Below are 23,473 nucleotides of genomic sequence, written 5' to 3' on the forward strand. Positions count from 1 at the left end.
CGCGCGTCGGTTGCACTTTGACCCACGGCGCGTTGCCGGCGTCTTTTGCAAGAGACTTGAGCATCAGGCCGCGTTTAACCGTCTCCGTGGCATCGGCCACATCGACCAGCATCGCGCCCGAAGCCACCTCGAGAAACGCCTTCTGCTCACCCAACTGCTTTGCACGCGCTTGGCTCTTCTTGATGAATGCGGGTAAATCGGGGCCTGCAAACACCTCCAAATGCATCAACGCCCGCTGCGGCGACGGCGGCAGCTTCGACGCTTCGCGATAGCGCTGATACTCGCCCAAATAGCCCAACACGGCGCCCGCCGCGACCGGATACGGCGTGTCGAGCACCACGACAGAATCCAACGGCTGCGGGTCGACCAGGAGATCGAATTGATCGATCTTGATCCAGCCCGTCGGCACGCGCGGATCCACCGGATCACCAACCACTAGCCCTACCGGCTCACCCTTGAGAACCTTAGTGATAGGCGCCCAGCCCTTGTCCTTTTCCGTAACAGCGCCGAGTTGAACTTCAACACCTTGCGGCAATAGGCCAATAGGTTCGCCTTTCGCTCTGCTATATACCTGCGCTCCCTTCGCCAACGGTTGCTTGGGCTTTGCGCTCGGGGCTGGTCGATCGAACCGAAACGGATTCGAAGCATTCGAACTCGATGCCTGTGTCCATGCATCGAGCCAATTGAACGGCGCCGCGGATAAATCCCCCGCCGATCCGTGCGTCCTATCAGGAGTTACACCGGGCGGCACAATTGCGCTGTCGGGAGAGTCGACGCGCAATGAATCCGGGAACGAAAAATTAAACGTGCTCGGTTCATGCTGGTTGTCCGCGGCATCGGCATTGACCCGGTATCGCTTCTCGCCTTTCCAGAACGGTGAGCACTTGATCGCCGACGAGGGAGGCCGATTCGCCTGAGCCGACGCGTCGCTCGCAGGCGGCGCGTCGATCACGGCCTTATAGCCGCGCCAGTCGAGCAGATGCATATACAGGCTGAAGAACGTCAGCGTCTCGTCTGCGGGCGCCGACGTGGGTGCCGCGCCGCCCGGTGCGCTTGCCCGCGTCGGGTGCGCCCCCTGAACGCCGGAAGCGCTTGACACGGGCGAGGGGCTTGAAGCGCTCTGCGCTGGCGGTAGCACGAGTTTATGCCGCACCAACACGAATCCCGTCGAGTACATGCAACTCTTCCCGTCTTGGTACTTCAGCACGGGATACTTCGAATCGAGCCGATACGCGACCACCTCGCCGTCGGCGATCGCCCGCACGCCGTCCTCCTGCTTCAATATTTGCCCCGTTGCGGTGTCGAAATGAACACCACCGTGCCAAATACCGTTCGCTCCGAGCGGGTAAAACCCATCTTCGGCATTGCTCAGCGCCTCGAAGAACGAATGCGCGTCGCTCGCGCCCTTATCGTCCCCCGTCGCAAACGGATAGCTCCACTTCAACGGCACATACGCCGGCGCAGGGGTTGCGGCCGGCGTCGGCGCGGGCTGGGAGGGTGCTTTCTTATGGCCAGGCGGGTGATGCGGATTCGTTGTACTCATGACATTTCTTCTATTTGCTCGGTCAACGTTAGTGGTGAGGCGGTGCGAGCTCTACAACAATCATTCGACATCAACCCGAAAAATCGAGCGACCGGCCGGGCTTCATATCGCCTTGGCCCGCGACGCCATGCATGAAATAGTCGCCGCTAACCGGCCCCGCAAACATCCGCTTCGCCCCCTTCACGTCGATCGTCCCCGGCGCGTGGATCTCGATGTTGCCGTCCTTGATGCGGATATACGCGCCGCCGCTCGTCAGTAGGATCTCTTTCTTGCCCGCCATCTCCACCGCTTCCGTGATCGAAATCACCTTCACGCCTTTATGCGCCGTCAGTTCGATCCCGTCGGAATGCGCCTGCACTTCCACCTTGCCCTTCCCGGCGAATAGCTTCATCCCCGCGTTCTGCACGAACAGGCTCAGCTTTTCACCAATCGAAGCGATCAGCGATTTGCCGCTAGCGATATGCGTACTCGCACCGCTAACGATGTTCACGTGCTTGTCCGCGGCGATCTGCGTCGATTGCTGTGTCGATAGCGCGATCCCCGACGGGCTCGCCATCAGCATGATCGGCTCGGCGAAGCCATTGGCGTTGCCGGTGCCGCCGCCCGCCGTGCGTCCCGCCCCCGACGCGTCACCCGCCACGCTCTTTTGCGTCGCATCGGTGAATGCCTTTAACGAGTCGTAGCCGTCTTTCAAGCTTTCCGCTTGATGCGTCGCACTCGCGTCCGATAGCGCTTCAATCACGCTTTCTGCGTTGACGAGCTGACTGCTCGCCTGCCGCACATCCATCGGTTGCTTGACCGACGCCGGGTGACTCGACACATACAGCCCTTGCTCCGCACGAATCGCCCCATGCGCATTCGACTTCAAATCGAAGCCGCTGCCCAGGTATCCGCCCCGCGTATTGCCGGTGTGATCGACCAAGTATCCCAAATGAAGATGCGAATCGGCGCTCGTCGAATACAGGTGAACTCGGTTCTGCCCCGTCGAGTCATCCATGACGAGTTGATTGAACCCCCTGCCGCCGTATTCCTTCGATCGATACCCCGAGAGCAAACCATTCGTGTGCCAAACCGGGGGCGTCGGCCCGCCATGCATGCGGCCCAGAATCACGGGCCGATCACAATCGCCGCCCATGAAGCCCACGATCACTTCATCGCCTTTGCGCAACGGGAAATGTCCGCCGCGTTTTGAACCCGCATCGGGAAACGCAGCCCGCACCCATACCGATGCCCGCTCATCGCCCTCATTGCGGCGATTCCACGGAAACAGCACCTTCACGCGATTGAGTGCATCGGTGTAGATCTCTTCGCTATCCGGCCCCGCGATGATCGCAGTCTGCAATTGCATCACCGGCTTGCGGTGCACAAGCGGGCTACGGAACGGCGTGCGCCGCCGTTGCGCTTCGATCTCGACTTGAAAGTACCCTTCGCTGCCATCGGCATGCCGAACTTTGACGCCGCCAGCATTGGCTCCCGCCGCCGCCAATACTTCCGACTGCAAGCTTTCCGCGAAGTCCGCCACCTCATCCATGCCTGGCAAGTTGTTGCGGATGGTCCACGTCGTCTCGATGATCGCGAACTCGCGGTCCTCCGGACGCTCTTTATCGTGGACAGGATGCCCTTCCAGCACAAACCAATACCCCGGCATGGCCGAACGCAAGCTGCCAATGCCGTGAAACCGCTTCATCTGCGATTCCCATGCTTCGACGCGCACCGCATTTCGATGCTCGCCGCTATCGCGCACGCCCCATGTGTAAGCGCCTGTGTAGTCGTAGACCTCACCCTGTGCCGGAATGTCGTCGCGCGGGCTGATCGCGCTGCGGACCTCCTTAGGCAGATCGGGCCGCTTGTAATCGAACGTGCGCGTCGTCAGCTTGGCACTCTGAATCTGTTGCTGCTCTTTCCATTGCGTGAAGCCTTCCACCTCTTCACGTAAGCCCGTGCGGACGAAGCGCACCGTGTTCTGCTCGAGCTGCGGCACGAAATACACATCGTCCATCAGCACGAGCGTGTGCGACTTGCCATCCTCCGCCTGCTCGAAGCGGCCGAACACCCCCGCTTCCTCCAAGCTGCGATGCACGAAGTTCCAGTCATCTTCCCATTGCACCCGGTTCGAATACTGCGGCATCGCCTGCCGCAGATCGAACCGATAAGCGCCCTGGGCTTGCGGATGCTCGTCGAACACGTCGGCCACGATCTGCTCGCCCGTCTGCTCCTGCCAATCGCGCATATCGCGACGCAACGGCAAAAAGCACATCCACGAAGAAAATCGCAATTGATAAAACGTGAGATATCCGTCGCTGCCTAATCGCGAGAACGTTTTCACATAGCCGTGATGCGGCAGATACGAGCCGTCGGCTTGCTGCAACCACAGCGTCACCGGCTGCGCAATCAGCGCCTTCAATTCGATTCGATCGCCATGCGACGAGGCGACATCGACAACGAACTCGTAATCGCGCCCGAGCCGCGATGTGCCCTTCGCCTGCAACGGCACGAGCCAATCGTCCCCCAGCGGCGTCTCGAGCTTTAATAAACGATTGTGTTGCGCATTCCCATAGAAAAGCGCATCGAAAAGCGCACCGAACGCCATGCCGCACCCCTTATTTGTCCGCAGGCTGCAAGATTTCCAGAAGCACGAAATTCTAATTGAGACGGAAGAAGAAATCGACAAACGTGCCCGTGATTCGGGGATAGCCTCGAACCATACCCGTCTGTATACAGGAAATATTTCCCGACCTAAGCGGCGAACAACAACGAAATGCTCCATTTTTTCCGATTCGCACGCGAAACCCGCCGTTAGCGCTTATCGCCGGTCTCGTCGCTCTTCTTTTTACCGGGAAGTCCATGGCCGATTCAAGCGTGCGTCGAGGACACATCGTAGCGAAGCCCCAGGCGCCGCATGACGGGAATCGCCCGTGGAACACACGGTGCCTTCCACTCGCTCTGTTTCAGCATGCTGTTTTTAAATAACAACCCACAGAGTTGCTAGGCGTATCGCACAAAAAATAAGCTACCAATTTCTTTTATTCTTATTCCATTTTGTTTCTTGCAGTTTTGCAAGATCGACTCCTACGATAACCGCCTTACCCCATTCACGAGATGAGGAAGCGGCCTATGTCGTCCTGGAAACCCGATCCGACGTTCTACCCTTCCGCACGCCTTGCCGCACAGGCGCCTAAGGAAACCCTGGCCTACGTCGCGAGCTTCGATCCGACTCGCCGCGTCCCGGATGAGCTCGCCGTCGTCGACCTTGATCCCGGCTCCCCTGATTACGGCAAAATCGCGGAACGCGTCGCCATGCCCAATACCGGCGACGAATTACACCATTTCGGTTGGAATGCCTGCAGTTCCCATCTTTGTCCGAACGCCCCCCACCCGCATTCGGAGCGGCGTTATTTGATCGTCCCCGGTTTGCGCAGCTCGCGCCTTCACGTGCTCGATACCAAGCCCGATCCGCGCCGACCGCGCCTCGTTCGCGTGCTCGAGCCGGATGAAGTCCTGCGCAAGTCCGGCTATTCGCGCCCTCATACGATCCACTGCGGCCCGCAGGGCATCTTCGTCGTATCGCTCGCGAATGCCGAAGGCGACACGCCCGGCGGTATTTTCGTCATGGATCACGACACGTTCGACATTCGCGGGCAATGGGAAATCGACCGCGGCCCGCAACAGTTGGCCTACGACGCTTGGTGGCATCTGGGCTACGACACACTGGTCTCGAGCGAATGGGGCTTGCCCGCCACCTTCGAAAACGGGCTCGTGCCCGAAGTGCTGCTCGGCGGCAAGTACGGACACCAGCTGCACTTTTGGGACTTGAATACGCGCAAGCACAAACAGACGATCGATTTCGGCGAAGAGAACCAACTCGTGTTCGAACTGCGTCCGGCGCACGATCCCACCCGGGCGCATGGCTTCGTCAACTCGGTCATCAGCCTGAAAGACCTTTCCGCATCGATCTGGACTTGGTATCGCGAAGGCGATCGCTGGGCCGCACGCAAAATCATCGAAATTCCGGCCGAGCCAGCCGATCCCGCCCGCTTGCCACCGATGCTCAAGCGCTTCGGCGCCGTCCCGCCGCTCGTGACCGACATCGCGCTGTCGCTCGACGATAGGTATCTGTACGTCGCGTGCTGGGGAACGGGCGAGATGCGCCGCTACGATGTCAGCGATCCGCACCACCCCGAACTCGTGGGCTCGGTGCGCATCGGCGGCATCGTCGAGCGCGCCAGCCATCCGAGCGCCGGCAACCAGCCGTTGAACGGCGGCCCGCAGATGGTCGAAGTGAGCCGCGACGGCCATCGCGTCTATTTCACGAATTCGCTCTACGGCGCGATCGACGAGCAGTTCTACCCCGACGGCATCGACGGCTGGATGGTCAAGCTCGACGCGCCCGACGGCGGGGGCTTGTCGTTCGATCGGGAGTTCTATCTGGAATGGCCGACGACGCATCGGCCGCACCAGATTCGGCTGGAGGGCGGCGATGCCTCCTCCGATTCGTATTGCTACCCGTGACTGCGCTAAGGCGAACAGGGCCGCCGCGCTCGAAGCACTGGTTGTGAAGCGGGGGGCGATTTTACGATGAACGTCGATACGCACACCGCAGCGCTTTGGCTCGCCGTGCTGGGCAGCGGCGTCTTCCACGGCGTCAATCCCGCGATGGGTTGGCTCTTTGCGACGGCGCTTGGATTGCAGCGCGGCAAGCGCACTGCGCTGGCCGCGGCACTGCCGCCGCTGGCGCTGGGCCATGCCGCATCCATCTTCATCGTGACTTCGTCGGCGCTCGTGCTCGGGCTCGCCGTGCATGCGGCCTCGCTGCGGCTCGTGACAGGCATCGTCTTGCTCGCATGGGCCGTCTATCACTTGCTGTATGGCCACCGGCACCACCTGCGAGTGGGCATGACGGCCGGCTTTCTCGGCCTTGCGCTGTGGTCGGCCGCGACCGCCACCGTCCACGGTGCGGGGCTCATGCTCGTACCGGCGTTGATGCCGATTTGCGGCGCGGCCGCTCAAGCAAGCTTATCGGGAGCGCTCGGACCCGCTGCGCTCGTCACGCTCGCTCACACGCTGGTTGCCTCGGCGACGAGCGCGGCGATCGCGTTCGCCGCGTATGAGTACTTGGGCCTCGCCATGCTGCGGCGCAGCTGGATCAACTTCGATTGGATCTGGTCGGCCGCGCTCTTCGTCACGGGCTTGGCGGTGCTGCTGATCGCTTGAAGCGCCGCAGCGGCGCGCGCCCAACACCCTAAGGCCCAAATAACGCCCTAACGCCCGCGTGCGTTCCCCGACAACGACTGCTCGAGCGCGGCGACGCCCGCCGGCAGATCGACGCGCGCGCCGAGTTCGAGCATCGTGCGGCCGAGCGCATGAACCGTGCGAAACAGATTGTGCTCTCGGCACTGCTCGCCCATTTGGCCGATACGGACGATCGGCAAGCCGAACGAGCCCGAAATTTCGACCTGATGATGACGCGAGATGTGGCCGCAGACATCGGCAGGACTCAGCCCCGCAGGCGTCGAAATGCCGACGACCGAGTTCAGCCGGCACGGCTCGGGAGCGAACAGCGCAAGGCCCATCGCCGAAACCCCTGCTTGCAGCGCGAGCGAGCACTTGAGGTGGCGCGCGAAGCGCTTTTCGAGCGTCTCGGCGCAGACGAGGCGCAGCGCCTCGTGCAAAGCCAGCACGCCCGACACGGGCGCGGTGTAGTGATAACCGGCGTTGTGCCAGAAATTTTCCGCCAACGACGCGTCGAGACACCAATGCGCGTTCGGTTGATCGCGCGTCTTGAGCCTTTCCCAAGCGGCATCCGAAAATGCGACCAGCGAGACGCCGGGGATCGACGATAGGCCCTTTTGCCCGCCCGTGATGACGGCGTCGATGCCCCAAGCGTCCATTTCGAGCGGCATCGTGCTCAGCGTGCAAACCGCATCGACGACGACGAGCGCGCCGGCCGCCTTCGCCAGCGCCGCAATCTGCCGCAGCTGATGGTTCCAGACGGTATTGGAGGTCTCGCCTTGCACGATGGTGACGACCTCGGGCCGCTCGCGCGCCAGCGCGGCTTCGATATCGGCCAATGCCGCGACTTCGCCGTCCGGTGCGTCGAGCGTCGCGACTTGCGCGCCGCAGCGCTTGGCCATCTCCGCCATGCGCGCGCTGAAGAAGCCGTTCTTGATCGACAGCACGCGCGTGCCGGACCACGCCAGGTTCGAGATCGCCATCTCCATGGCCGCCGAGCCGGGGCCGGCCACGCCGAGGACCCACTTCGAACGTGTCTGGAACACATAGCGCGCCATGTCCTTCACTTGCCCGATGACCTTCGACATCGTCGCGCCGAGGTGATTGATGACGATCGCGTTCGCCTTGGCGACCGCGGCCGGAATCGGCACGGGGCCGGCGCCCATCATCAACAACGGTTCTTCGGGGAGGATGGCGTCGAGCGAGACGACGTCGGGACAAGGGATGGATGGCGCTGTGCTGGACATGAGGCTTGGGCGGCGATGAGTTCGGGAAAGAAAGCGGCACCCGCCGCGAACGCATGGCAGCGCTTCGCTTCGAAGAAATGGTGCGGTGCGGCGACGGGAAACTCGATCATTGCCCCATTTACACGCACGTGCAAGCGTTTTCGACCGAAGGCGGCGTCGGGCGTACTTGGCGTGCGCCCTTGCGCTACTCGGTCGGAGCGCCCGGCACGGCGGGCGGCAGTTCCGCAGCGGCCGCGTCGCTTACGCCGTCGAATCCGCACAGCGCCGCGAGCAATGCGGCTTCGCGCTCATGCACTTCCACGGGAAACGCCACCGCGCCGGCGTGAGCCAAGTAGCGCGCCCTATGCTGACCGTTGCGGAAGCCGACGACGCCCTCATGCAGCATCCGCAGCCAGCCGAGCAACCCGCGCACGCGCCGCCTTTGCACCGTGACATAGGGCATGGCGGGAATGCGCTCGTTGGCGGGATCGAGAAACGCACGAATGCCTTTCACCTTGCCGCTGTGCCAGTTGCCCACGGGCGGCAGAACGTAGTCGGTGTCGTCGCGATTTGCGCATTCGAGCAGCTTGCGCGCATCGACGACCACGACGCGATGGCGGCTTTGGTCGTCCTCGAAGACGCGTTTCAGACGCACGTGATCGTAGTACGGATGGTGGCCAAGCGGGACGTGCCACACCGGGCCGGGTTCGACCGAGGGGGCGAGAGCAACCGCATGAGCAGATGCGGACGTAGGCATGACGAACGTATGATTGTTGGATGGCGTGGCGCCTCTGCGCCCGCTCCTCGGCGATCGTTTCGCCGAGGAAGTCGCGCAGACTATCGTTCGATCATGACAAGTTCGTGACGAAAATGACAGTTTCGTCGGAATGTTGATGGGCGCACGTCCCGCAGAGGGACGCCGCCTTGACAGAATGTTTGCCCGCGCGGGCGACACTCGAGGCACGCTCCGATGGCGCAGCAATCATTGTGCTCGAAACGACTAGCCGCCCGCCTCACCCCGCGCCGGCAGGATCTTGCCCGCGCACAGGCCGAAGCCGACGCGATAACCGTCGCCTTGGCACCAACCGGCCAGGGTCAGCTCGTCGCCGTCCACGATGAACGTGCGGGTCTCGCCCCCTTCCAACGCGAGCGGACGCGCCCCGTTCCACGTGAGCTCGAGCAACGAGCCGAACGAATCGGGCGTCGGCCCGCTGATCGTGCCCGAGCCCATCAGATCGCCCACGCGCGTGTTGCATCCGGAAACGGTGTGGTGCGCGAGTTGCTGCGCCATCGTCCAATACATCGTCTTGAAGTTCGTGCGTGCGATGGTCGTCGCCGCATCGGCGCCCTCCGGCCGCAGCAGCACTTCGAGCGCGATGTCGAACGCATGCTTGCCCGCGTGCCGCAAGTAAGGCAACGGCTCGGGGCTCTGCTGCGGCTGCTCGACGCGAAAAGGCTCCAGCGCATCGAGCGTCACGATCCAAGGCGAGATCGTCGTCGCGAACGTCTTCGCATTGAACGGACCGAGCGGCACGTATTCCCACTGCTGGATATCGCGCGCGCTCCAATCGTTGAGCAACACCATGCCGAAGATATGCACCTCGGCCTCGCCGCAAGCGATCGGCTCGCCCAGCGCGTTGCCGCGTCCGATGATGAAACCCGTCTCCAACTCGATGTCGAGCTTGCGGCAAGCGCCATAGACCGGGCGCTCCTGATCGGGCAGTTTCAGTTGCCCCATCGGGCGGCGCACCGGCGTGCCACTGACGACGACCGACGATGCACGGCCGTTGTAGCCGATCGGCATTTCGGTCCAATTCGGCAGCAGCGCGTTCTTCGGATCGCGAAACATCGCGCCGACGTTCGTCGCATGCTCTTTGGACGAGTAGAAATCGGTGTAACCGGGAATCTCGACCGGCAAATGCATCGTCGCATCGGCCATCGGCACGAGCACACGCTCGCGCAGCGCCGCATCGTCGCGCAACGTCGAACACCGCGCATCGAGCAACTGCGACAATTGCACCCGCACGCTGCGCCAGGCATCGCGGCCCAGGGCGATGAACGCATTCAGCGCCGGCCGAGCGAACACATCCGCCGGCACGCAATCGTGCGGCGCTAGCGTCAGCAGCCCCGCTGCCTGCAGCGCGGCGAGATCGACGATCGCATCGCCGATCGCCACACCGGCGCGCGGCCCACCGTTGCGCGCATCGCTGAAGATACCGAACGGCAGGTTCTGAATCGAGAAATCGCAGGCCGGGTCGTTGGCCGCTTCGAGCCAACTACGTTTGTCCGCGTCGAGCGTCGCGGCGAGGTCATTGGAAAGATCGCGCGTCATGCCTATCGCCGCTCCGGATTGAAATGTTTCGTGAGGCCCTGCCAGCATTCGAAGTAATCCGCCTGCAACTGCGCACTGTCGAGCGCATAGTGCGTCGGCTTGAGCAGGGTGCGCGTCTCGAACATGAACGCGAGCGTGTCTGCCACCTTCTGCGGCTTGGACGTATCGATGGCGGACGCCTTCTCGAACGTGTCGGCGTCGGGGCCATGCCCCGACATGCAGTTGTGCAGGCTCGCGCCGCCCGGCAGGAAGCCTTCGGCCTTCGCGTCGTAGACGCCGTGCACGAGGCCCATGAACTCGCTCGCGACATTGCGATGAAACCAGGGCGGGCGGAAGGTATCTTCACCGGCTAGCCAGCGCGGGGGAAAGATCACGAAATCGATCGCGTCGACGCCGGGCGTATCGCTTTGCGATTGCAGGACGAGAAAGATCGACGGATCGGGATGATCGAAGCTGATCGAGCCGATCGTATTGAAGCGGCGCAGGTCGTACTTGTACGGGGCATAGTTGCCGTGCCACGCGACCACGTCCAGCGGCGAATGGCCGATGTCGGCGCGCCATAGGCGTCCATTGAGCTTGGCCACCAGTTCGAAGGCGCCCTCGCGGTCCTCGTAGGCCGCGTGAGGCGTCAGGAAATCGCGCGGATTGGCAAGACCGTTCGAGCCGATGGGGCCCAGATCGGGCAAGCGCAGCAACGCCCCGAAGTTCTCGCACACGTAGCCGCGCGCTTGGCCATCGACGAGCGTGACGGCAAAGCGCACGCCACGCGGCACGACGGCGATCTCGCACGGCTCGACCTCGAGCACGCCCATTTCCGTCGCGATCCGCAAGCGTCCTTCCTGCGGCACGATCAACAGCTCGCCGTCGGCGTTGTAGAAGAAGCGATCCTGCATGGACCGGTTCGCGGCATAAAGATGGATGGCGCAGCCCGACATCGCCTCGGCCGCGCCGTTGCCGGCCATGGTGACGAGGCCCTCGACGAAATCGGTCGGCGCGGCGGGCATCGGCAACGGGTCCCAGCGCAGTTGATTCGGGGGTGTCGGCGGCGTATCGGCGAAGTTGGCAACGAGTCGCGGATGCGCCGCGGTTTCATCGCCATGCGGCGCAGACCGCACGAACGGCACGAACGGCCGATGCACGGCCGCCGGGCGGATGCGGTACAGCCACGTGCGCCGGTTGTGCGCGCGCGGCGCAGTGAAGGCGCTGCCCGAGAGCTGCTCGGCGTAGAGGCCGTAAGGTGCGCGCTGCGGGGAATTGCGGCCCACGGGCAGCGCCCCGGGCAGCGCCTCGGTGGCCCATTCGTTCGCAAAGCCCGACTGATAGTCGAGCGCCGTATCACGGCGAGAGAGGTCCTGCATGGTTGATTTCTCCAATCCAATAAAGCAACGAACCGGTAAAGCGCCGTCCTACCCGACGACCGGCGCGTCTTGCCGCGCCAACGCCATCGCTTCGCGCAACACGGCAATGTCGCCGATGTGGTTGGCCAGCAAGAGAATGAGCTTTGCGTTCACGAGCGCGCTCGTTTCGTCCGACAAATCTCGATGCATCTCGATCAGCGCTTCGTAGAACGCGTCGGGATCGATCAGCCGGGCGTCGGTGCGCAAATGCGTGCCATCCGAGGGTGAGGTCATCACGAAGCCTCCATGGACAGGGTGCGATGTGCTGCGCCGCGATCCGTCGTGGCGCGTCGCTGAATTTACGCATAGTAAAACGAATTACGTATTGTTAAATCAACGTAAACCCCGATGGATCAAGCAGCGCAACTGTCGATATAAGTATTGGGCTGATGCCGATGTCGCGCAGCCTGCTACTATCGTCGCTGCGTGTCCTTTTCTTCCCGATGATTTCGCCGACCATTCCCGCGCTCGTCGCCCGAGCCGCCGATCACCCCTCCCTGCGCGAATACGTCTCGCTCGACGAACGCGAGGGGACCGCTTGCGCGTGCTTTCGCAGCGTGCGGCTCGAGAGCGCGTATCAGCCGATATTCGACGTCAGCATGAACGGGATTCAAACGTTGTGGACCTCGCCCGAGCGCGCGGACCGCTTCGGCGATGAACTCGGGTTCCAGGCGCTGACCGAGCGCACGGACGGCACCTCTTTCGATCCGTTCGACACCGTGGCCGACGATCGCGAACTCGTTACGCTGGACCGGCTCGCGCGCACCCTGCACGCCATCAATTTCTTCGGGGCGCAGCGCCACGGCATGCTGTTCTTGCGCGTTCACGAGCGCTTGCTCAAGAGCGTCAAATACGACCATGGGCAGCACTTTTCATCGGTGCTGCTCGGCTTCGGGCTCAATCCCTCGCGCGTCGTGATCGAATTGCCGAGCGCGGCCGTCGCGCATCGCACGTTCCTCGGCTACCTGGTCAACAATTACCAGCGCTACGGCTTCAAGGTGGCGGGCAATCTGCCCAATGCGGGGCACATCTTGTCGGTGTCCGACATGGCGCGCCTGGACTTCATCAAGATCGACGGCGGCGCGGTGCTGCGCGACGCGATGGCCAAACCGCTGCTCAGTTACGCCAACCGGCTCGGCATTCCGCTGATTTTCGACCGCGTCTCCAACGAACTGCAGTTCGACTCGCTACAGCAGTTCGGCGCCCGCTTCGTTCAAGGCCCGCTGTTCGAGCCCAAGAAAGCCAGCGCCGAACGCCGAGCGTCCGAATGTCGGAATCCGGGCGCCTAAGTCCCGCGCTTCAAGTCCCCGAGCCTTCTCAACGCCGACGCCCGAAGGCGCGCTTTTCACGTGCGGCTGAACGAGCAAGCGCCGTCAGCGCGCGTGCCCGAGCCGGCGCGCCAGCGCGCGCAGACGCGGCGCAACGCGCTCGCGAAACACATCCTCCCCCATCGACGAAGCTGGCCCGCTGCAGCTGAACACGAGCCAGCGCCCGTCGCGCGGATCGCGAAACGGCACGGCCACGGCGTTGACGTCCCCATGCCACTCGCGAAACGAAAAGCAGCACCCTTGCCGCGCGAACGCCGCGATTTCACGCCGCGCGGCGTCGACGAGCGCCGCGCCGCTCGCCCCGCCGCCCGCCGCAATCGCCAGTTCCGTCAGCAGCGCCTCGCGTTCCTCGCCGCCGATGACGGCGAGATAGGCCCGTCCCATCGAACTCGTCAGCATGGACAGCCGCGAGCCGGACGCAAGCCCCAGCGTCAGCGCCGTCTCGCTGCGTATCGTCTCGAGATAGATCATGTCGAGCCCGTCACGGCAACCGAGCGACACCGCGGCGCCGACCTCGCGCGCGAACTCGCGCATATGCGGGCGCGCGAGTTCGAGCGTGTCGGTGCCCGCCAGCAGGCCAAACCCGAGCGAGAGGACGCCGGCGTCGAGCGCATATTTGCCGAACGCTTCGTCGAAACGCAAATAGCCGAGCACCGTCAACGTATAGGCCAGCCGATTGACAGTCGCCTTGGGCAAGCCCGTGCGCGCGACGAAGTCGCGATTGCCGAGCAGCGTATCCCCGGGCCGGAACGCGCGCAGCAATTCGAGCCCGCGTGCGAGCGCAACGACGAATTTGCGCTCGTCGACGCCCTCGGGCAGCGCCGGTGCTTCCGAGGAAGATGCGTTTACAGAAACGACGGTGGATGCAGGCATTGGTGGGTGATAAACTCGGCCGTGATTTGCAAAACAGTGTTTCGCACAGCGGAACTTTAGTCAAGCATCTTATCAATCATCGAAAGGAGATGACGATGGCCGACGCTGCCCGCTTTCATTGGGACGATCCGCTGCTGCTCGATCAGCAACTGGCCGAAGAAGAACGAATGGTGCGCGATGCCGCGCACGCCTACGCGCAGGACAAGCTGCTACCGCGCGTCACCGAGGCGTTCCGCCATGAGCGGACCGACGTCGAGATCTTTCGCGAAATGGGCGAGTTGGGGCTGCTCGGCCCGACGATTCCCGAGACGTATGGCGGCCCCGGCCTGAACTACGTCAGCTACGGCTTGATCGCGCGCGAAGTGGAGCGCGTGGATTCGGGGTATCGGTCAATGATGTCGGTCCAATCGTCGCTCGTCATGGTGCCGATCTTCGAATTCGGCTCGGACGCGCAAAAGGCGAAATACCTGCCCAAGCTCGCAACGGGCGAATGGATCGGCTGCTTCGGCCTGACCGAGCCCAATCACGGCTCGGACCCAGGCAGCATGGTGACGCGGGCGCGACAGGTCGACGGCGGCTATTCGCTGTCGGGCGCGAAGATGTGGATCACGAATTCGCCGATCGCAGATGTCTTCGTGGTCTGGGCGAAGCTCGAAGAAAACGGCTCGGACACGATCCGCGGCTTCATTCTCGAAAAAGGCTGGAAGGGGCTGACGGCGCCCGCCATCCACGGCAAGGTCGGCTTGCGTGCGTCGATCACGGGCGAGATCGTGCTGGACGAAGTCTTCGTGCCGCAGGAGAACATGTTGCCCAACGTGAGCGGCTTGCGCGGCCCCTTCACTTGCCTGAACTCGGCCCGCTACGGCATTGCGTGGGGTGCGCTCGGCGCAGCCGAGGCATGCTGGCACACGGCGCGTCAGTACGTGCTCGATCGCAAGCAGTTCGGCCGCCCGCTGGCCGCGAACCAGTTGATCCAGAAGAAATTGGCCGATATGCAGACCGAGATCACGCTCGGCTTGCAAGGCGTCCTGCGCCTGGGCCGCATGAAGGACGAGGGCACGGCCGCGACCGAAATCACCTCGATCATGAAGCGTAATTCGTGCGGCAAGGCGCTCGATATCGCGCGGCTCGCGCGCGACATGCTGGGCGGCAATGGTATTTCCGACGAGTTCGGCGTAGCGCGCCATCTCGTGAATCTGGAAGTCGTCAACACGTACGAAGGCACGCACGATATCCACGCCTTGATCCTCGGGCGCGCCCAGACCGGGATTCAAGCTTTCTTCTGACCAAACCCGTGAAACCGGAGCTGCTCGCCGCGAGGCGCTCCGGTTTCGCCGTCTCCCTATCCCGCCATCGTGGGCCGCCCACCTTTGCAAAGTAAATTCGCTGGGCTGCGGGGCACTTTCGACGTTTTGACCCAGGTCATCCCCTCACTCGATATGACGCGCATGCTAACCATGCGTGCGTCGGGAACGGTTCATGCGGGACGCGAGCCATAGCGCGGCGCGCCGCCAAGTGACCTATCTTTGATACGATGCATGCGTGGAACAAAAGGGAGCTCTAATGTCAGAAGTCAACAAGGAGAGATTGATGTCCGATATCAGAACCGTCCTCTCGGACGCCGAGGATCTGTTGAAACAGGCCGCTAGCGCGACGGGCGAGCGCGCCTCCGAGTTGCGCGAAACGGCATTGACCCGTTTGAAGCAAGCGAAGGAAAAAGCGGCGGACGTGCAAGTCGTCGTTGTAGAAAAAGGTAAGAAGGCGGCGCGCGCCACCGACGATTACGTCCACGAACATCCTTGGACCGCTATCGGCGTCGCGGCGGGCATCGGCGTGGTCGTCGGCTTGCTCATCAACCGCAGGTAAGCGCGTTCACGCGAAGGGCAGCTCGCGTCCTTCTCCCGCGAGCTTTTGCCGGATCGGACCGACGCCTAGCGCGCACGTTCGCGCTGGGCGTCGTTGCCGCACCCGGCGGTCGCATTGCATGCTTTCTCGCCAATCCATGCCAAACGATACCCATTCGCCGCACCCCAGCCACGGGCCGCTGCGCCGCATGATCTCATCGGTGTTCGCTCTTCTGCACACTCGGCTCGAGCTGATCGGCATCGAGCTTGCCGAGGAGCGCGAACGCATCGTCGCCGTGATCTTTCTAGGTCTGGTCGCCGTGACATTCGCGATGCTGGCGCTGATCAGCCTCACCGCGCTGATCGCCGTCGCCTTCTGGGACAGCTACCGTTGGCAAGTGCTGGCCGGCATTACCGCCGTCTATGCGCTCGGCGCCGTGATCTGCGCGTTGCGCGCTCGTGCGGGCCTGCACGCCGCGCCGATCGTCTTCGAAGCCACGCTGCGCGAGTTCGAGAAGGATCGCGAGATGTTCCGTGAGCCCTGAGCACAACCGCCGGCCTTTTGGACGACCCATTGCCCCATGAGCCAAACCCAATCGCCTAGCTCGACGCACCGGCGCAGTTCGCCGGTGCACGATTCGAGCACCCTGCAGATGCGCGCGGTCCGCAAAGAGCTGTTGCTGCTGCGCGCCGAGGTGGAACGCTCCGAATTCGTGCAGGCGCGCTTGGAGTTGCACCGCAAGTTCGCCAATCTCAGTTGGCTCGGGCTGCTCGTGCCCGGCTTCGGACTTGGCCGAGCACGCCCCAAGACCACAGGCCGCGGCGTGAATGCGACGTTGAGCGACTGGGTGCTCAGTCACCCGCTCGTCAGCTCGCTCGCGTCGCTGGTCTTGACCAAACCGCTGCGCGCCACCGTGGCGGCCGGCGCCAAGCCATTGCTCAAGTGGGGGGCACTCGGCGCAGCCGGGTGGGCCGGGCTGCGCCTGTGGAGCCACTTATCGTCGCGCAAACCGCAGGAGCAGGAAGCGGCGGACGGCGCGAGCGACGCGTCGTAGCGAGCATCCTGCAGGCGGGTGCGTGGGCTGAGCGAAAAGCAAGGCCGCTCGAGAAGCGGTGGCTGTCTGGCGTGCGGGCCGTGCCGATGCGGCACGCCCAGCACGCCCAGCACGCCCAGCGCGGCGCGCAGTGTGGCGGCTTTGTAGCGGCTGCGGCGGCTATCTAGGCCGCACGACCGGCCCAGCACGCCTGCGCATCAACGCCCCCTCCTCGTGCAACGCGATTCGAGCGCATACCGAACCGATCGAGCACAAAGGTCCCGCACGCGTCGCCGTGCATCGGGCCGCCCTCGACCGGTATCGCCCAGATTTCATAGCCAGCGCGGCCATCTGCGGCCGGCACCCACTCGATGCGGTAGGCGATGCGGCCATGTTCCGGCACCCGATCGAGGCCGGCCGGCAACGCGGGCTGGGAATCAATGTCGACCTCGGTCATCCGGACAGCGACATACTGGGCGGCCCGATGCAGCGCGACTACCGCTTCGATGCGATGACCGCGAGCCGCATGAGCGACGTATGCCGGCATGCCGTAGCCAACCATCACCGCCAGCATAGCCAACGCAACGACGAGTTCCAGCATCGAAAAGCCAAAGCGCCGCGCTCGCAGGGTGTACGGTCGCATCATCGTCCGGCCCCATCGGCAAGGACGCGCCTCCACGCGCGTCGCTCGCGCCCGCCTTCCTGCCGGATCACGAGTTGCAACACCGCGCGCGCCGCCTCATTCGCACCGAAGCCGCGGGCGGTGATCCAATACCCGCGGGCATCCGGATTTCCTTCGAAGCGCGCCTCTTCGATCAGGCATTGCGGCGGCCGCGCCGATCCAGGCCAAGAAGGAACAGGCTCGTACGCGGCGGGATGATCGAACGCTCCGGCTGTCGTCCAATGCGGAGGCAACCCGTGCGGCGCCGATAGGACGGGCGCGCCCCCGGCGCGCAACGCTTGGTCGCATAAGGTCAACGCACTCTGCGCCGCGTGGCTCGCGCGCAAGTGCGCATGGACATCCGCTGCGTGGCGGGTTTGCGCGAACGACACTTCCAGCCAAGCCGCCGTCGTAGTCAGCATCATAGCGGCGAGCATGAGCGCGCTCGGCAGCGCAACGCCACGATGAGCAGCCGGCGCACGCTCACGCCATGTGCGCCCCTGCTTTCGCGCGCGCGCGGTCGCCGTGGCACACCTAGCACAATGGACGGTGGCGCATTGTTCGCACCGCTCGCAGAGACGGCCTCGTGCAACGGTCATAGCGCCGCCTCATGATTGCGCACGACGAGATGGCGCAACAGCGATAGCCTGTTCCGCCCGTCCTTGCTCTGAGCACGCCGGCCGTCGCAATCGACGAACGACGTGCCTGCCGCGGCTCGTCGCCCTCGGACGACGACGCATAAATCGACCGCGACGACGTCGGCCCACTGAGCGGGGGCGATCGAGCGGGCGCCGATCGGCTCGGCCGCCCCGGGCAGCCAATAGCGCAGCGACAAGCGCTCGATGCCCTCGACGAGCGGCTGCGGCGTCCTTGCGTGCCCGTTGCCGAAGCAGTAGAGCTCGGGCTCCTCCCGCCCGGGCGGCCGCGCGACATAAAACCGGTTGACGATCACGGCGTATTCGCCCTGGCGTTCGACGCCTTGCCCGAGGCAATCGGTCGGCTCGCCCGACGCGCTGGCCCAGGTCGCTATCGCATCGTCGGCGTAGCGTACGACGATCCCGTCCGAGTCCGGCGGGTCGGAAGCATGAGCCACACAGCCGAAGACATCGGCTCGTCCGCCCGAAACGGGCCGCATGGCTTGGCAACCGAAGACGCCCGGCGTCACATCCAAACGCAGCGCCGGCTGATCCACGGGCGCATAACCCGCCAACTGAATGTGCTGGCCGACGATCGTCAGCGCCGCCGCGCCCGCCTCGCGCATCCATGCGGCATCGGCCGACCGCATGAACGTGTCGCGCTGCGATCGATACAGCGCCAACGCCCCGGCGAGCACGACGAGCCCCAGCGCCGCTGCGATGATCCATTCGAGCAGCGTGTGTCCCGCCTGCAGTCGCCGCAAGCGACGAGGCGCAATGCCGGCCGCCATCATGGGCGGCTCGCAACCGGCAGTGCGATGCAGCGCGAGGCGGTACCGTTATCCAGATGCGAACACGCGCCTTGCCGAGACTCTCGGCCCCCTTCGGGCAGGTCCGGCTCGCGCGGCCAATGCACTACGGCCGCACCGAGGCCACCGGCTTCGTCTACGATCGCTACTCGAGCACCCGGCAAAACTGCGCCGGCGCGCTCGCGCATATGAGCCACGCGGAACGAAAGCCCCTGCGCGGCGACCATCGCCTCCCCAACCGATGCCGCAACCCACGCGGCTTGCTCGCGATGCGCCGCCGAACCGGCGCCGCGCAGCGCCGCGAGTTGCGCAGCGGCCGCGCCCAAGATCGCGCTCGCTACGAGCGATAGCGCGATGAGCACTTCGAGCAAGGATGCACCGGCGCTCCAACGCGCACGCGAAAAGCGGCCACTCATGCTCGCGCCCGTCCACTGCAGCCGCCGCGCTCCAGCCGCACTCTCCCGCCCGCTGCGATACGGATGCAACGGTTCCAGGCGCCTGTCTGTCCCACCACCGTACGGCCCGTGGCCGCGAACTCGAATTTCCGAAAGCCGCCGATCACTTGCCCGACCGGCGGAGTGAATTCCACAGCGCCCGCAGCGGCCAGGATCGAGACGCCGGAGGGGCGCCGATAGACACGCAGCACTTGGGCGGCACGCTCGGGATCGACCACCACCATCCAGCCACAGGACCAAGCATGCGCCCCGCCAGCGCAGCGATGCCCCTTCGGCAAACACTGGGCTTGTGCATCGGTGGGACAGACGACGACACGCGTGCCGCGCGCGATGGCCTCGCCGCGCGCGAGCGTCAGACCGGCAAGCAAGGCCCTAGCCGCGGCGTCGATCCGGTCTCGCGCGTGCCAAGCGGAGAAGACCGGCGTCGCGATCAAGGCGCTCGACGCCACGAGCACGGTGACGACCAGCAACTCGACCAGCGAAAAACCGCCGCGCCGCGACCGCCCCCGCCGCGTAAAACGCCTGCATTCGAATACGTCCCGCATCTGCCCCCCTCACGTCATCGGCACGAGGCCAATCTAGCGCGTGAAGGCGTGCGCAACCATATGCCGTTCGGCCGAATGGCGCGCAGATGCGACGCCAGCCGACAATGGCGCGTCGTATCGATTGCGAAAGCGGGGGAAAAGCGGGATGAAGGGAAGAGGAGGATTAGCGCTTGCGGGCGGGCTTTTCGGGTTTCGGCCGGCGAAACTCCTCGATCACGTCCTCGAAATCGGACACGTCTTCGAAGCGCCGGTAGACCGAAGCGAAACGCACGTAGGCGATCTTGTCCAACTGCAGCAGTTCGTTCATGACGAGTTCGCCGAGCCGCTCGCTGCGCACTTCGCGCTCGCCGCTGCCGAGCAGTTGATACTCGATGCGCGCCACCGCCGCGTCGATCGCCTCGGCGGAAACCGGGCGCTTGCGCAACGCGAGCTGCATGCTCGCGGCAATCTTGCGGCGGTCGAACTCACTGCGGCTGCCGTCCTTCTTGACGACCGCCGGCAGCGTCAGCTCAACCCGCTCGTACGTCGTGAAACGCTTATCGCAGGCTGGGCAGCGACGGCGCCGCCGAATCGAGGCGCCATCCTCCGATACGCGAGAGTCGACCACTTGCGTATCTTCGTGCCGGCAGAAGGGGCAGCGCATGGCCGGTCAACGATAGACCGGGAACCGCTTCGTCAACTCGGCCACCTGAGCGCGCACGCGTTCGATCGTAGCGGCGTCTTCCGGATTGTCGAGCACGTCGGCGATCAGGTTGCCCACCTGCTCGGCCTCCTTCGTGCCGAAGCCGCGCGTGGTCATGGCGGGCGAGCCCAAACGAATCCCGCTCGTCACGAACGGCTTTTCCGGGTCGTTCGGAATCGCGTTCTTGTTGACGGTGATGTGCGCCGCACCGAGCACCGCCTCGGCCGCCTTGCCGGTGATCTTCTTCGCCCGCAGATCCACGAGCATCACATGGCTTTCCGTGCGTCCCGAAACGATGCGCAGGCCGCGCTTGACGAGCGTTTCCGCCAATACGCGCGCGTTTTCCACGACTTGCTGTTGGTACACCTTGAACTCGGGCGACAGCGCTTCCTTGAACGCGACGGCCTTGCCTGCGATCACGTGCATGAGCGGGCCGCCTTGAATGCCCGGGAAGATCGCCGAGTTGATCTGCTTCTCGTACTCGGCCTTCATCAGGATCACGCCGCCGCGCGGGCCGCGCAGGCTCTTGTGCGTGGTCGTCGTGACGAAATCGGCGTGCGGCACCGGGTTCGGATACACGCCTGCCGCGATGAGGCCCGCGTAGTGCGCCATATCGACCATCAGGTACGCGCCCACCGACTTGGCGATCTTCGCCAGACGCTCGAAGTCGATGCGCAGCGCGAATGCCGATGCGCCCCCGACGATCAACTTCGGCTTATGCTCCTGCGCCAGCTTCTCGGCCGCGTCGTAATCGATGTCTTCCGCTTCGTTCAACCCGTAGCTGACAACGTTGAACCACTTGCCCGACATGTTCACGGGCGAGCCGTGCGTCAGGTGACCGCCTTCGGCCAGGCTCATGCCCATGATCGTGTCGCCGGGCTTGAGCATCGCGAAAAACACGCCCTGGTTCGCCTGCGAACCCGAGTTCGGCTGCACATTGGCCGCTTGCGCGCCGAACAGCGCCTTCACGCGGTCGATCGCGAGCTGCTCCACCACGTCGACATACTCGCAGCCGCCGTAGTAGCGCTTGCCGGGATAGCCCTCGGCGTACTTGTTGGTGAGCTGCGAGCCTTGCGCGGCCATCACCGCCGGGCTCGTGTAGTTTTCCGACGCGATGAGCTCGATGTGCTCTTCTTGACGGTGGTTTTCCTGCTGGATGGCGTTCCAGATCTCGGGATCGACGTTGGCGATCGTGCTTTGGGCTCTGTCAAACATACGCGTTCCGTTAAGGGTGTACAGGTTGGCCGAATCGCGCGCGGGACACGTACCGGTCGTACGCTCGCGCTGCTGGCGGTAAGCCAGCCCTGGCGTGGCGGAAGGTTCCGTTACGCGGGCAAGGCAACCGCTGGCGGCGCAAACGACGGCGCGCAATATTCGGCTGCCCAGGCGAACGGCAAAACGGCACCCTGCGCTTCACGGTGGGTTGCTCCACCTTGACCCCGAGGGTCTTATCGCCAGTCACGCAGGGATGAGCGCGATAGTGTATTGGAAGCGCCACCAATAGGCAATTGGGGAAGTTTTACGCAATTTCGAGACCGGCGCGCGCGATCCGGTAAAATGCCCGGCCATGAACCAGCCTACCAGCCGTGGCGGCGTGCAATTTACCTTCGACTGGCCGCTGCGCGTCTACTACGAAGATACCGACGCGGGCGGCATTGTCTTTTTCGCCAATTATCTGAAGTTTTTCGAGCGCGCCCGCACCGAGTGGCTTCGTGCGTGCGGCATCGATCAACGCAAGCTGGCCGAGCAGTGCGGCATCGTCTTCGTCGTCAGCGAGACGGCTGTGCAATATCGCTCGCCGGCGCGCCTGGACGACATGCTGACGATCGCGAGCCGCATCGAGCGGCTAGGCAAAGCGAGCGTCGAGTTCGTCCAGGAAGCGCGTCGCGGCGGCGTCGTCTTGGCCGTGGGCAAGGTGCGCGTCGGCTGCGTCGATCATGTCACACTCAAGCCCGCCGCCTTGCCGCATTCGGTATCGGAGGCGCTACGAAGCGACCCGCTCGCATTTGCGGCGGGCATGTCAACGGCAGGAGCTTAATTTCCGTTGAGTCTACGTCCATGAACTTGTATCGTGCCGGTCGATACCAAGCGGGGTGCGGCATTGAAGCGGCGGCGCTTTCGATTGCCCGACTAAAACCCTATTCGCGCCTTGCAGCGAGCCCTGCCCGTTCCGACGCATAAGCCTATCCTTTATGAACAACGCACAAGACTTATCGATCGTTTCTCTAGTCCTCAATGCGAGCGTGCTCGCGCAAGCGGTGATGGGGCTCTTGCTCTTGCTGTCGCTGATGTCGTGGACGTTCATCTTTCGCAAGTGGTTTGCCATCCGGCGCGCCCGGGCGCAAACTGAACAATTCGAACGCGACTTCTGGTCGGGCGGCGACTTGCAGGCGCTATACCAAAGCGCGGCGAACAATCGCCACACGATCGGCGGGCTCGAGCGAATCTTCGAGTCGGGCATGCGCGAGTTCTTGAAGGGAAAGGAAAGGCGGATCAACGATCCGGGCGCGATCCTCGACGGCGCGCGCCGTGCGATGCGCGCCGCGTTCCAACGCGAAATGGATGTGCTCGAAGCGAACCTCGCTTTTCTGGCCTCGGTCGGCTCCGTGAGCCCGTACATCGGTTTGTTCGGCACGGTTTGGGGCATCATGAACGCGTTCCGGGGCCTCGCCAACGTGCAGCAGGCCACCCTAGCCAATGTCGCGCCTGGTATCGCGGAAGCGCTGACGGCCACGGCCATCGGCCTGTTCGCGGCGATCCCGGCTGTCGTCGCCTATAACCGTTACGCGCACGACATCGATCGCCTCGCGATCCGCTTCGAAACGTTCATCGAAGAATTCTCGAACATCTTGCAGCGCCAGGCGCATTAAGGAGTACGCG

The 23,473-nt window shown here is 63.9% G+C and carries 23 protein-coding genes, 1 pseudogene and 1 riboswitch; of the genes and pseudogenes, 9 read left to right on the plus strand and 15 right to left on the minus strand.

Annotation, left to right across the window (positions count from 1 at the left end; all coding sequences use genetic code 11):
• A pseudogene (locus MMB74_RS12720) lies at nt 1-1,543 on the minus strand (lytic transglycosylase domain-containing protein); the annotation flags it as partial.
• A 70-nt stretch (nt 1,544-1,613) separates the two neighbouring features.
• A complete protein-coding gene (locus tag MMB74_RS12725; RefSeq protein WP_277429002.1) occupies nt 1,614-4,133 on the minus strand; it encodes a type VI secretion system Vgr family protein in 2,520 nt (839 codons plus the stop codon).
• Nucleotides 4,134-4,657: 524 nt separating this feature from the next.
• On the opposite strand from MMB74_RS12725, the gene MMB74_RS12730 reads away from it, so the two are divergent.
• On the plus strand, nt 4,658-6,052 hold the full coding sequence (locus MMB74_RS12730; protein WP_277429003.1) for a selenium-binding family protein: 1,395 nt from the start codon (nt 4,658-4,660) through the stop codon (nt 6,050-6,052).
• A 66-nt stretch (nt 6,053-6,118) separates the two neighbouring features.
• Nucleotides 6,119-6,754: a hypothetical protein gene (locus MMB74_RS12735; protein ID WP_277429004.1), complete on the plus strand. Its 636-nt coding sequence runs from the start codon at nt 6,119-6,121 to the stop codon at nt 6,752-6,754.
• A 47-nt stretch (nt 6,755-6,801) separates the two neighbouring features.
• On the opposite strand, the gene MMB74_RS12740 is transcribed toward MMB74_RS12735, so the two are convergent.
• From MMB74_RS12740 to MMB74_RS12760, 5 genes are all read right to left on the minus strand, one after another.
• A complete protein-coding gene (locus MMB74_RS12740; protein ID WP_277429005.1) occupies nt 6,802-8,019 on the minus strand; it encodes an alanine--glyoxylate aminotransferase family protein in 1,218 nt (405 codons plus the stop codon).
• Between the two features lie 184 nt (nt 8,020-8,203).
• Nucleotides 8,204-8,755, minus strand: coding sequence for a hypothetical protein (locus MMB74_RS12745; protein WP_277429006.1), 552 nt, complete (start codon nt 8,753-8,755; stop codon nt 8,204-8,206).
• A 243-nt stretch (nt 8,756-8,998) separates the two neighbouring features.
• A complete protein-coding gene (gene fahA, locus MMB74_RS12750; protein ID WP_277429007.1) occupies nt 8,999-10,330 on the minus strand; it encodes a fumarylacetoacetase in 1,332 nt (443 codons plus the stop codon).
• A 2-nt stretch (nt 10,331-10,332) separates the two neighbouring features.
• A complete protein-coding gene (hmgA, locus tag MMB74_RS12755) occupies nt 10,333-11,688 on the minus strand; it encodes a homogentisate 1,2-dioxygenase (RefSeq protein WP_277429008.1) in 1,356 nt (451 codons plus the stop codon).
• 48 nt (nt 11,689-11,736) lie between these two features.
• On the minus strand, nt 11,737-11,961 hold the full coding sequence (locus MMB74_RS12760) for a DUF2783 domain-containing protein (protein ID WP_277429009.1): 225 nt from the start codon (nt 11,959-11,961) through the stop codon (nt 11,737-11,739).
• 209 nt (nt 11,962-12,170) lie between these two features.
• On the opposite strand from MMB74_RS12760, the gene MMB74_RS12765 reads away from it, so the two are divergent.
• A complete protein-coding gene (locus tag MMB74_RS12765; protein ID WP_277429251.1) occupies nt 12,171-13,016 on the plus strand; it encodes an EAL domain-containing protein in 846 nt (281 codons plus the stop codon).
• An 84-nt stretch (nt 13,017-13,100) separates the two neighbouring features.
• Here the strand turns inward: MMB74_RS12765 and MMB74_RS12770 are convergent, their stop codons facing one another.
• On the minus strand, nt 13,101-13,928 hold the full coding sequence (locus MMB74_RS12770; protein WP_277429010.1) for an IclR family transcriptional regulator: 828 nt from the start codon (nt 13,926-13,928) through the stop codon (nt 13,101-13,103).
• A 95-nt stretch (nt 13,929-14,023) separates the two neighbouring features.
• Between MMB74_RS12770 and MMB74_RS12775 the strand changes: the two genes are divergently transcribed.
• The 4 genes from MMB74_RS12775 to MMB74_RS12790 all read left to right on the plus strand — a co-directional run bounded on the left by MMB74_RS12775 (nt 14,024) and on the right by MMB74_RS12790 (nt 16,827).
• Complete coding sequence (locus MMB74_RS12775; RefSeq protein ID WP_277429011.1) at nt 14,024-15,214, plus strand: acyl-CoA dehydrogenase; 1,191 nt, start codon at nt 14,024-14,026, stop codon at nt 15,212-15,214.
• A gap of 277 nt (nt 15,215-15,491) precedes the next feature.
• Nucleotides 15,492-15,794 (plus strand): DUF883 family protein, encoded by a 303-nt coding sequence (locus tag MMB74_RS12780; protein ID WP_277429012.1) that lies wholly within the window; start codon nt 15,492-15,494, stop codon nt 15,792-15,794.
• 136 nt (nt 15,795-15,930) lie between these two features.
• Nucleotides 15,931-16,317, plus strand: a complete 387-nt coding sequence (locus MMB74_RS12785) for a phage holin family protein (RefSeq protein WP_277429013.1) — start codon at nt 15,931-15,933, stop codon at nt 16,315-16,317.
• 36 nt (nt 16,318-16,353) lie between these two features.
• Nucleotides 16,354-16,827, plus strand: a complete 474-nt coding sequence (locus MMB74_RS12790; protein WP_277429014.1) for a DUF3318 domain-containing protein — start codon at nt 16,354-16,356, stop codon at nt 16,825-16,827.
• Between the two features lie 163 nt (nt 16,828-16,990).
• On the opposite strand, the gene MMB74_RS12795 is transcribed toward MMB74_RS12790, so the two are convergent.
• The 7 genes from MMB74_RS12795 to glyA all read right to left on the minus strand — a co-directional run bounded on the left by MMB74_RS12795 (nt 16,991) and on the right by glyA (nt 21,808).
• Nucleotides 16,991-17,452 carry a prepilin-type N-terminal cleavage/methylation domain-containing protein gene (locus MMB74_RS12795; RefSeq protein WP_277429015.1) on the minus strand — a complete coding sequence of 154 codons (462 nt, stop codon included), beginning with the start codon at nt 17,450-17,452 and terminating at the stop codon, nt 16,991-16,993.
• Nucleotides 17,449-17,904: a hypothetical protein gene (locus MMB74_RS12800; protein ID WP_277429016.1), complete on the minus strand. Its 456-nt coding sequence runs from the start codon at nt 17,902-17,904 to the stop codon at nt 17,449-17,451. The genes MMB74_RS12795 and MMB74_RS12800 overlap by 4 nt, the downstream gene beginning before the upstream one ends.
• 158 nt (nt 17,905-18,062) lie before the next feature.
• A complete protein-coding gene (locus tag MMB74_RS12805; RefSeq protein WP_277429017.1) occupies nt 18,063-18,896 on the minus strand; it encodes a PilW family protein in 834 nt (277 codons plus the stop codon).
• Entirely contained in the window at nt 18,893-19,327 is a 435-nt protein-coding gene (locus tag MMB74_RS12810; RefSeq protein WP_277429018.1) for a hypothetical protein, read from the minus strand. The genes MMB74_RS12805 and MMB74_RS12810 overlap by 4 nt, the downstream gene beginning before the upstream one ends.
• Nucleotides 19,324-19,911: a GspH/FimT family protein gene (locus tag MMB74_RS12815; protein WP_277429019.1), complete on the minus strand. Its 588-nt coding sequence runs from the start codon at nt 19,909-19,911 to the stop codon at nt 19,324-19,326. The genes MMB74_RS12810 and MMB74_RS12815 overlap by 4 nt, the downstream gene beginning before the upstream one ends.
• Before the next feature lie 163 nt (nt 19,912-20,074).
• A complete protein-coding gene (gene nrdR, locus MMB74_RS12820; protein WP_277429020.1) occupies nt 20,075-20,554 on the minus strand; it encodes a transcriptional regulator NrdR in 480 nt (159 codons plus the stop codon).
• A gap of 6 nt (nt 20,555-20,560) precedes the next feature.
• Nucleotides 20,561-21,808 carry a serine hydroxymethyltransferase gene (gene glyA / locus MMB74_RS12825; RefSeq protein WP_277429021.1) on the minus strand — a complete coding sequence of 416 codons (1,248 nt, stop codon included), beginning with the start codon at nt 21,806-21,808 and terminating at the stop codon, nt 20,561-20,563.
• Nucleotides 21,809-21,966: 158 nt separating this feature from the next.
• Nucleotides 21,967-22,065, minus strand: a riboswitch (ZMP/ZTP riboswitch).
• A 95-nt stretch (nt 22,066-22,160) separates the two neighbouring features.
• On the opposite strand from glyA, the gene ybgC reads away from it, so the two are divergent.
• Nucleotides 22,161-22,631 (plus strand): tol-pal system-associated acyl-CoA thioesterase, encoded by a 471-nt coding sequence (gene ybgC / locus MMB74_RS12830; RefSeq protein WP_277429022.1) that lies wholly within the window; start codon nt 22,161-22,163, stop codon nt 22,629-22,631.
• A 154-nt stretch (nt 22,632-22,785) separates the two neighbouring features.
• Entirely contained in the window at nt 22,786-23,463 is a 678-nt protein-coding gene (gene tolQ / locus MMB74_RS12835) for a protein TolQ (protein WP_102608820.1), read from the plus strand.
• Nucleotides 23,464-23,473: the final 10 nt, after the last annotated feature.

Origin of the sequence: Trinickia sp. Y13 (assembly GCF_029522115.1) — a bacterium.
Classification (GTDB): domain Bacteria; phylum Pseudomonadota; class Gammaproteobacteria; order Burkholderiales; family Burkholderiaceae; genus Trinickia.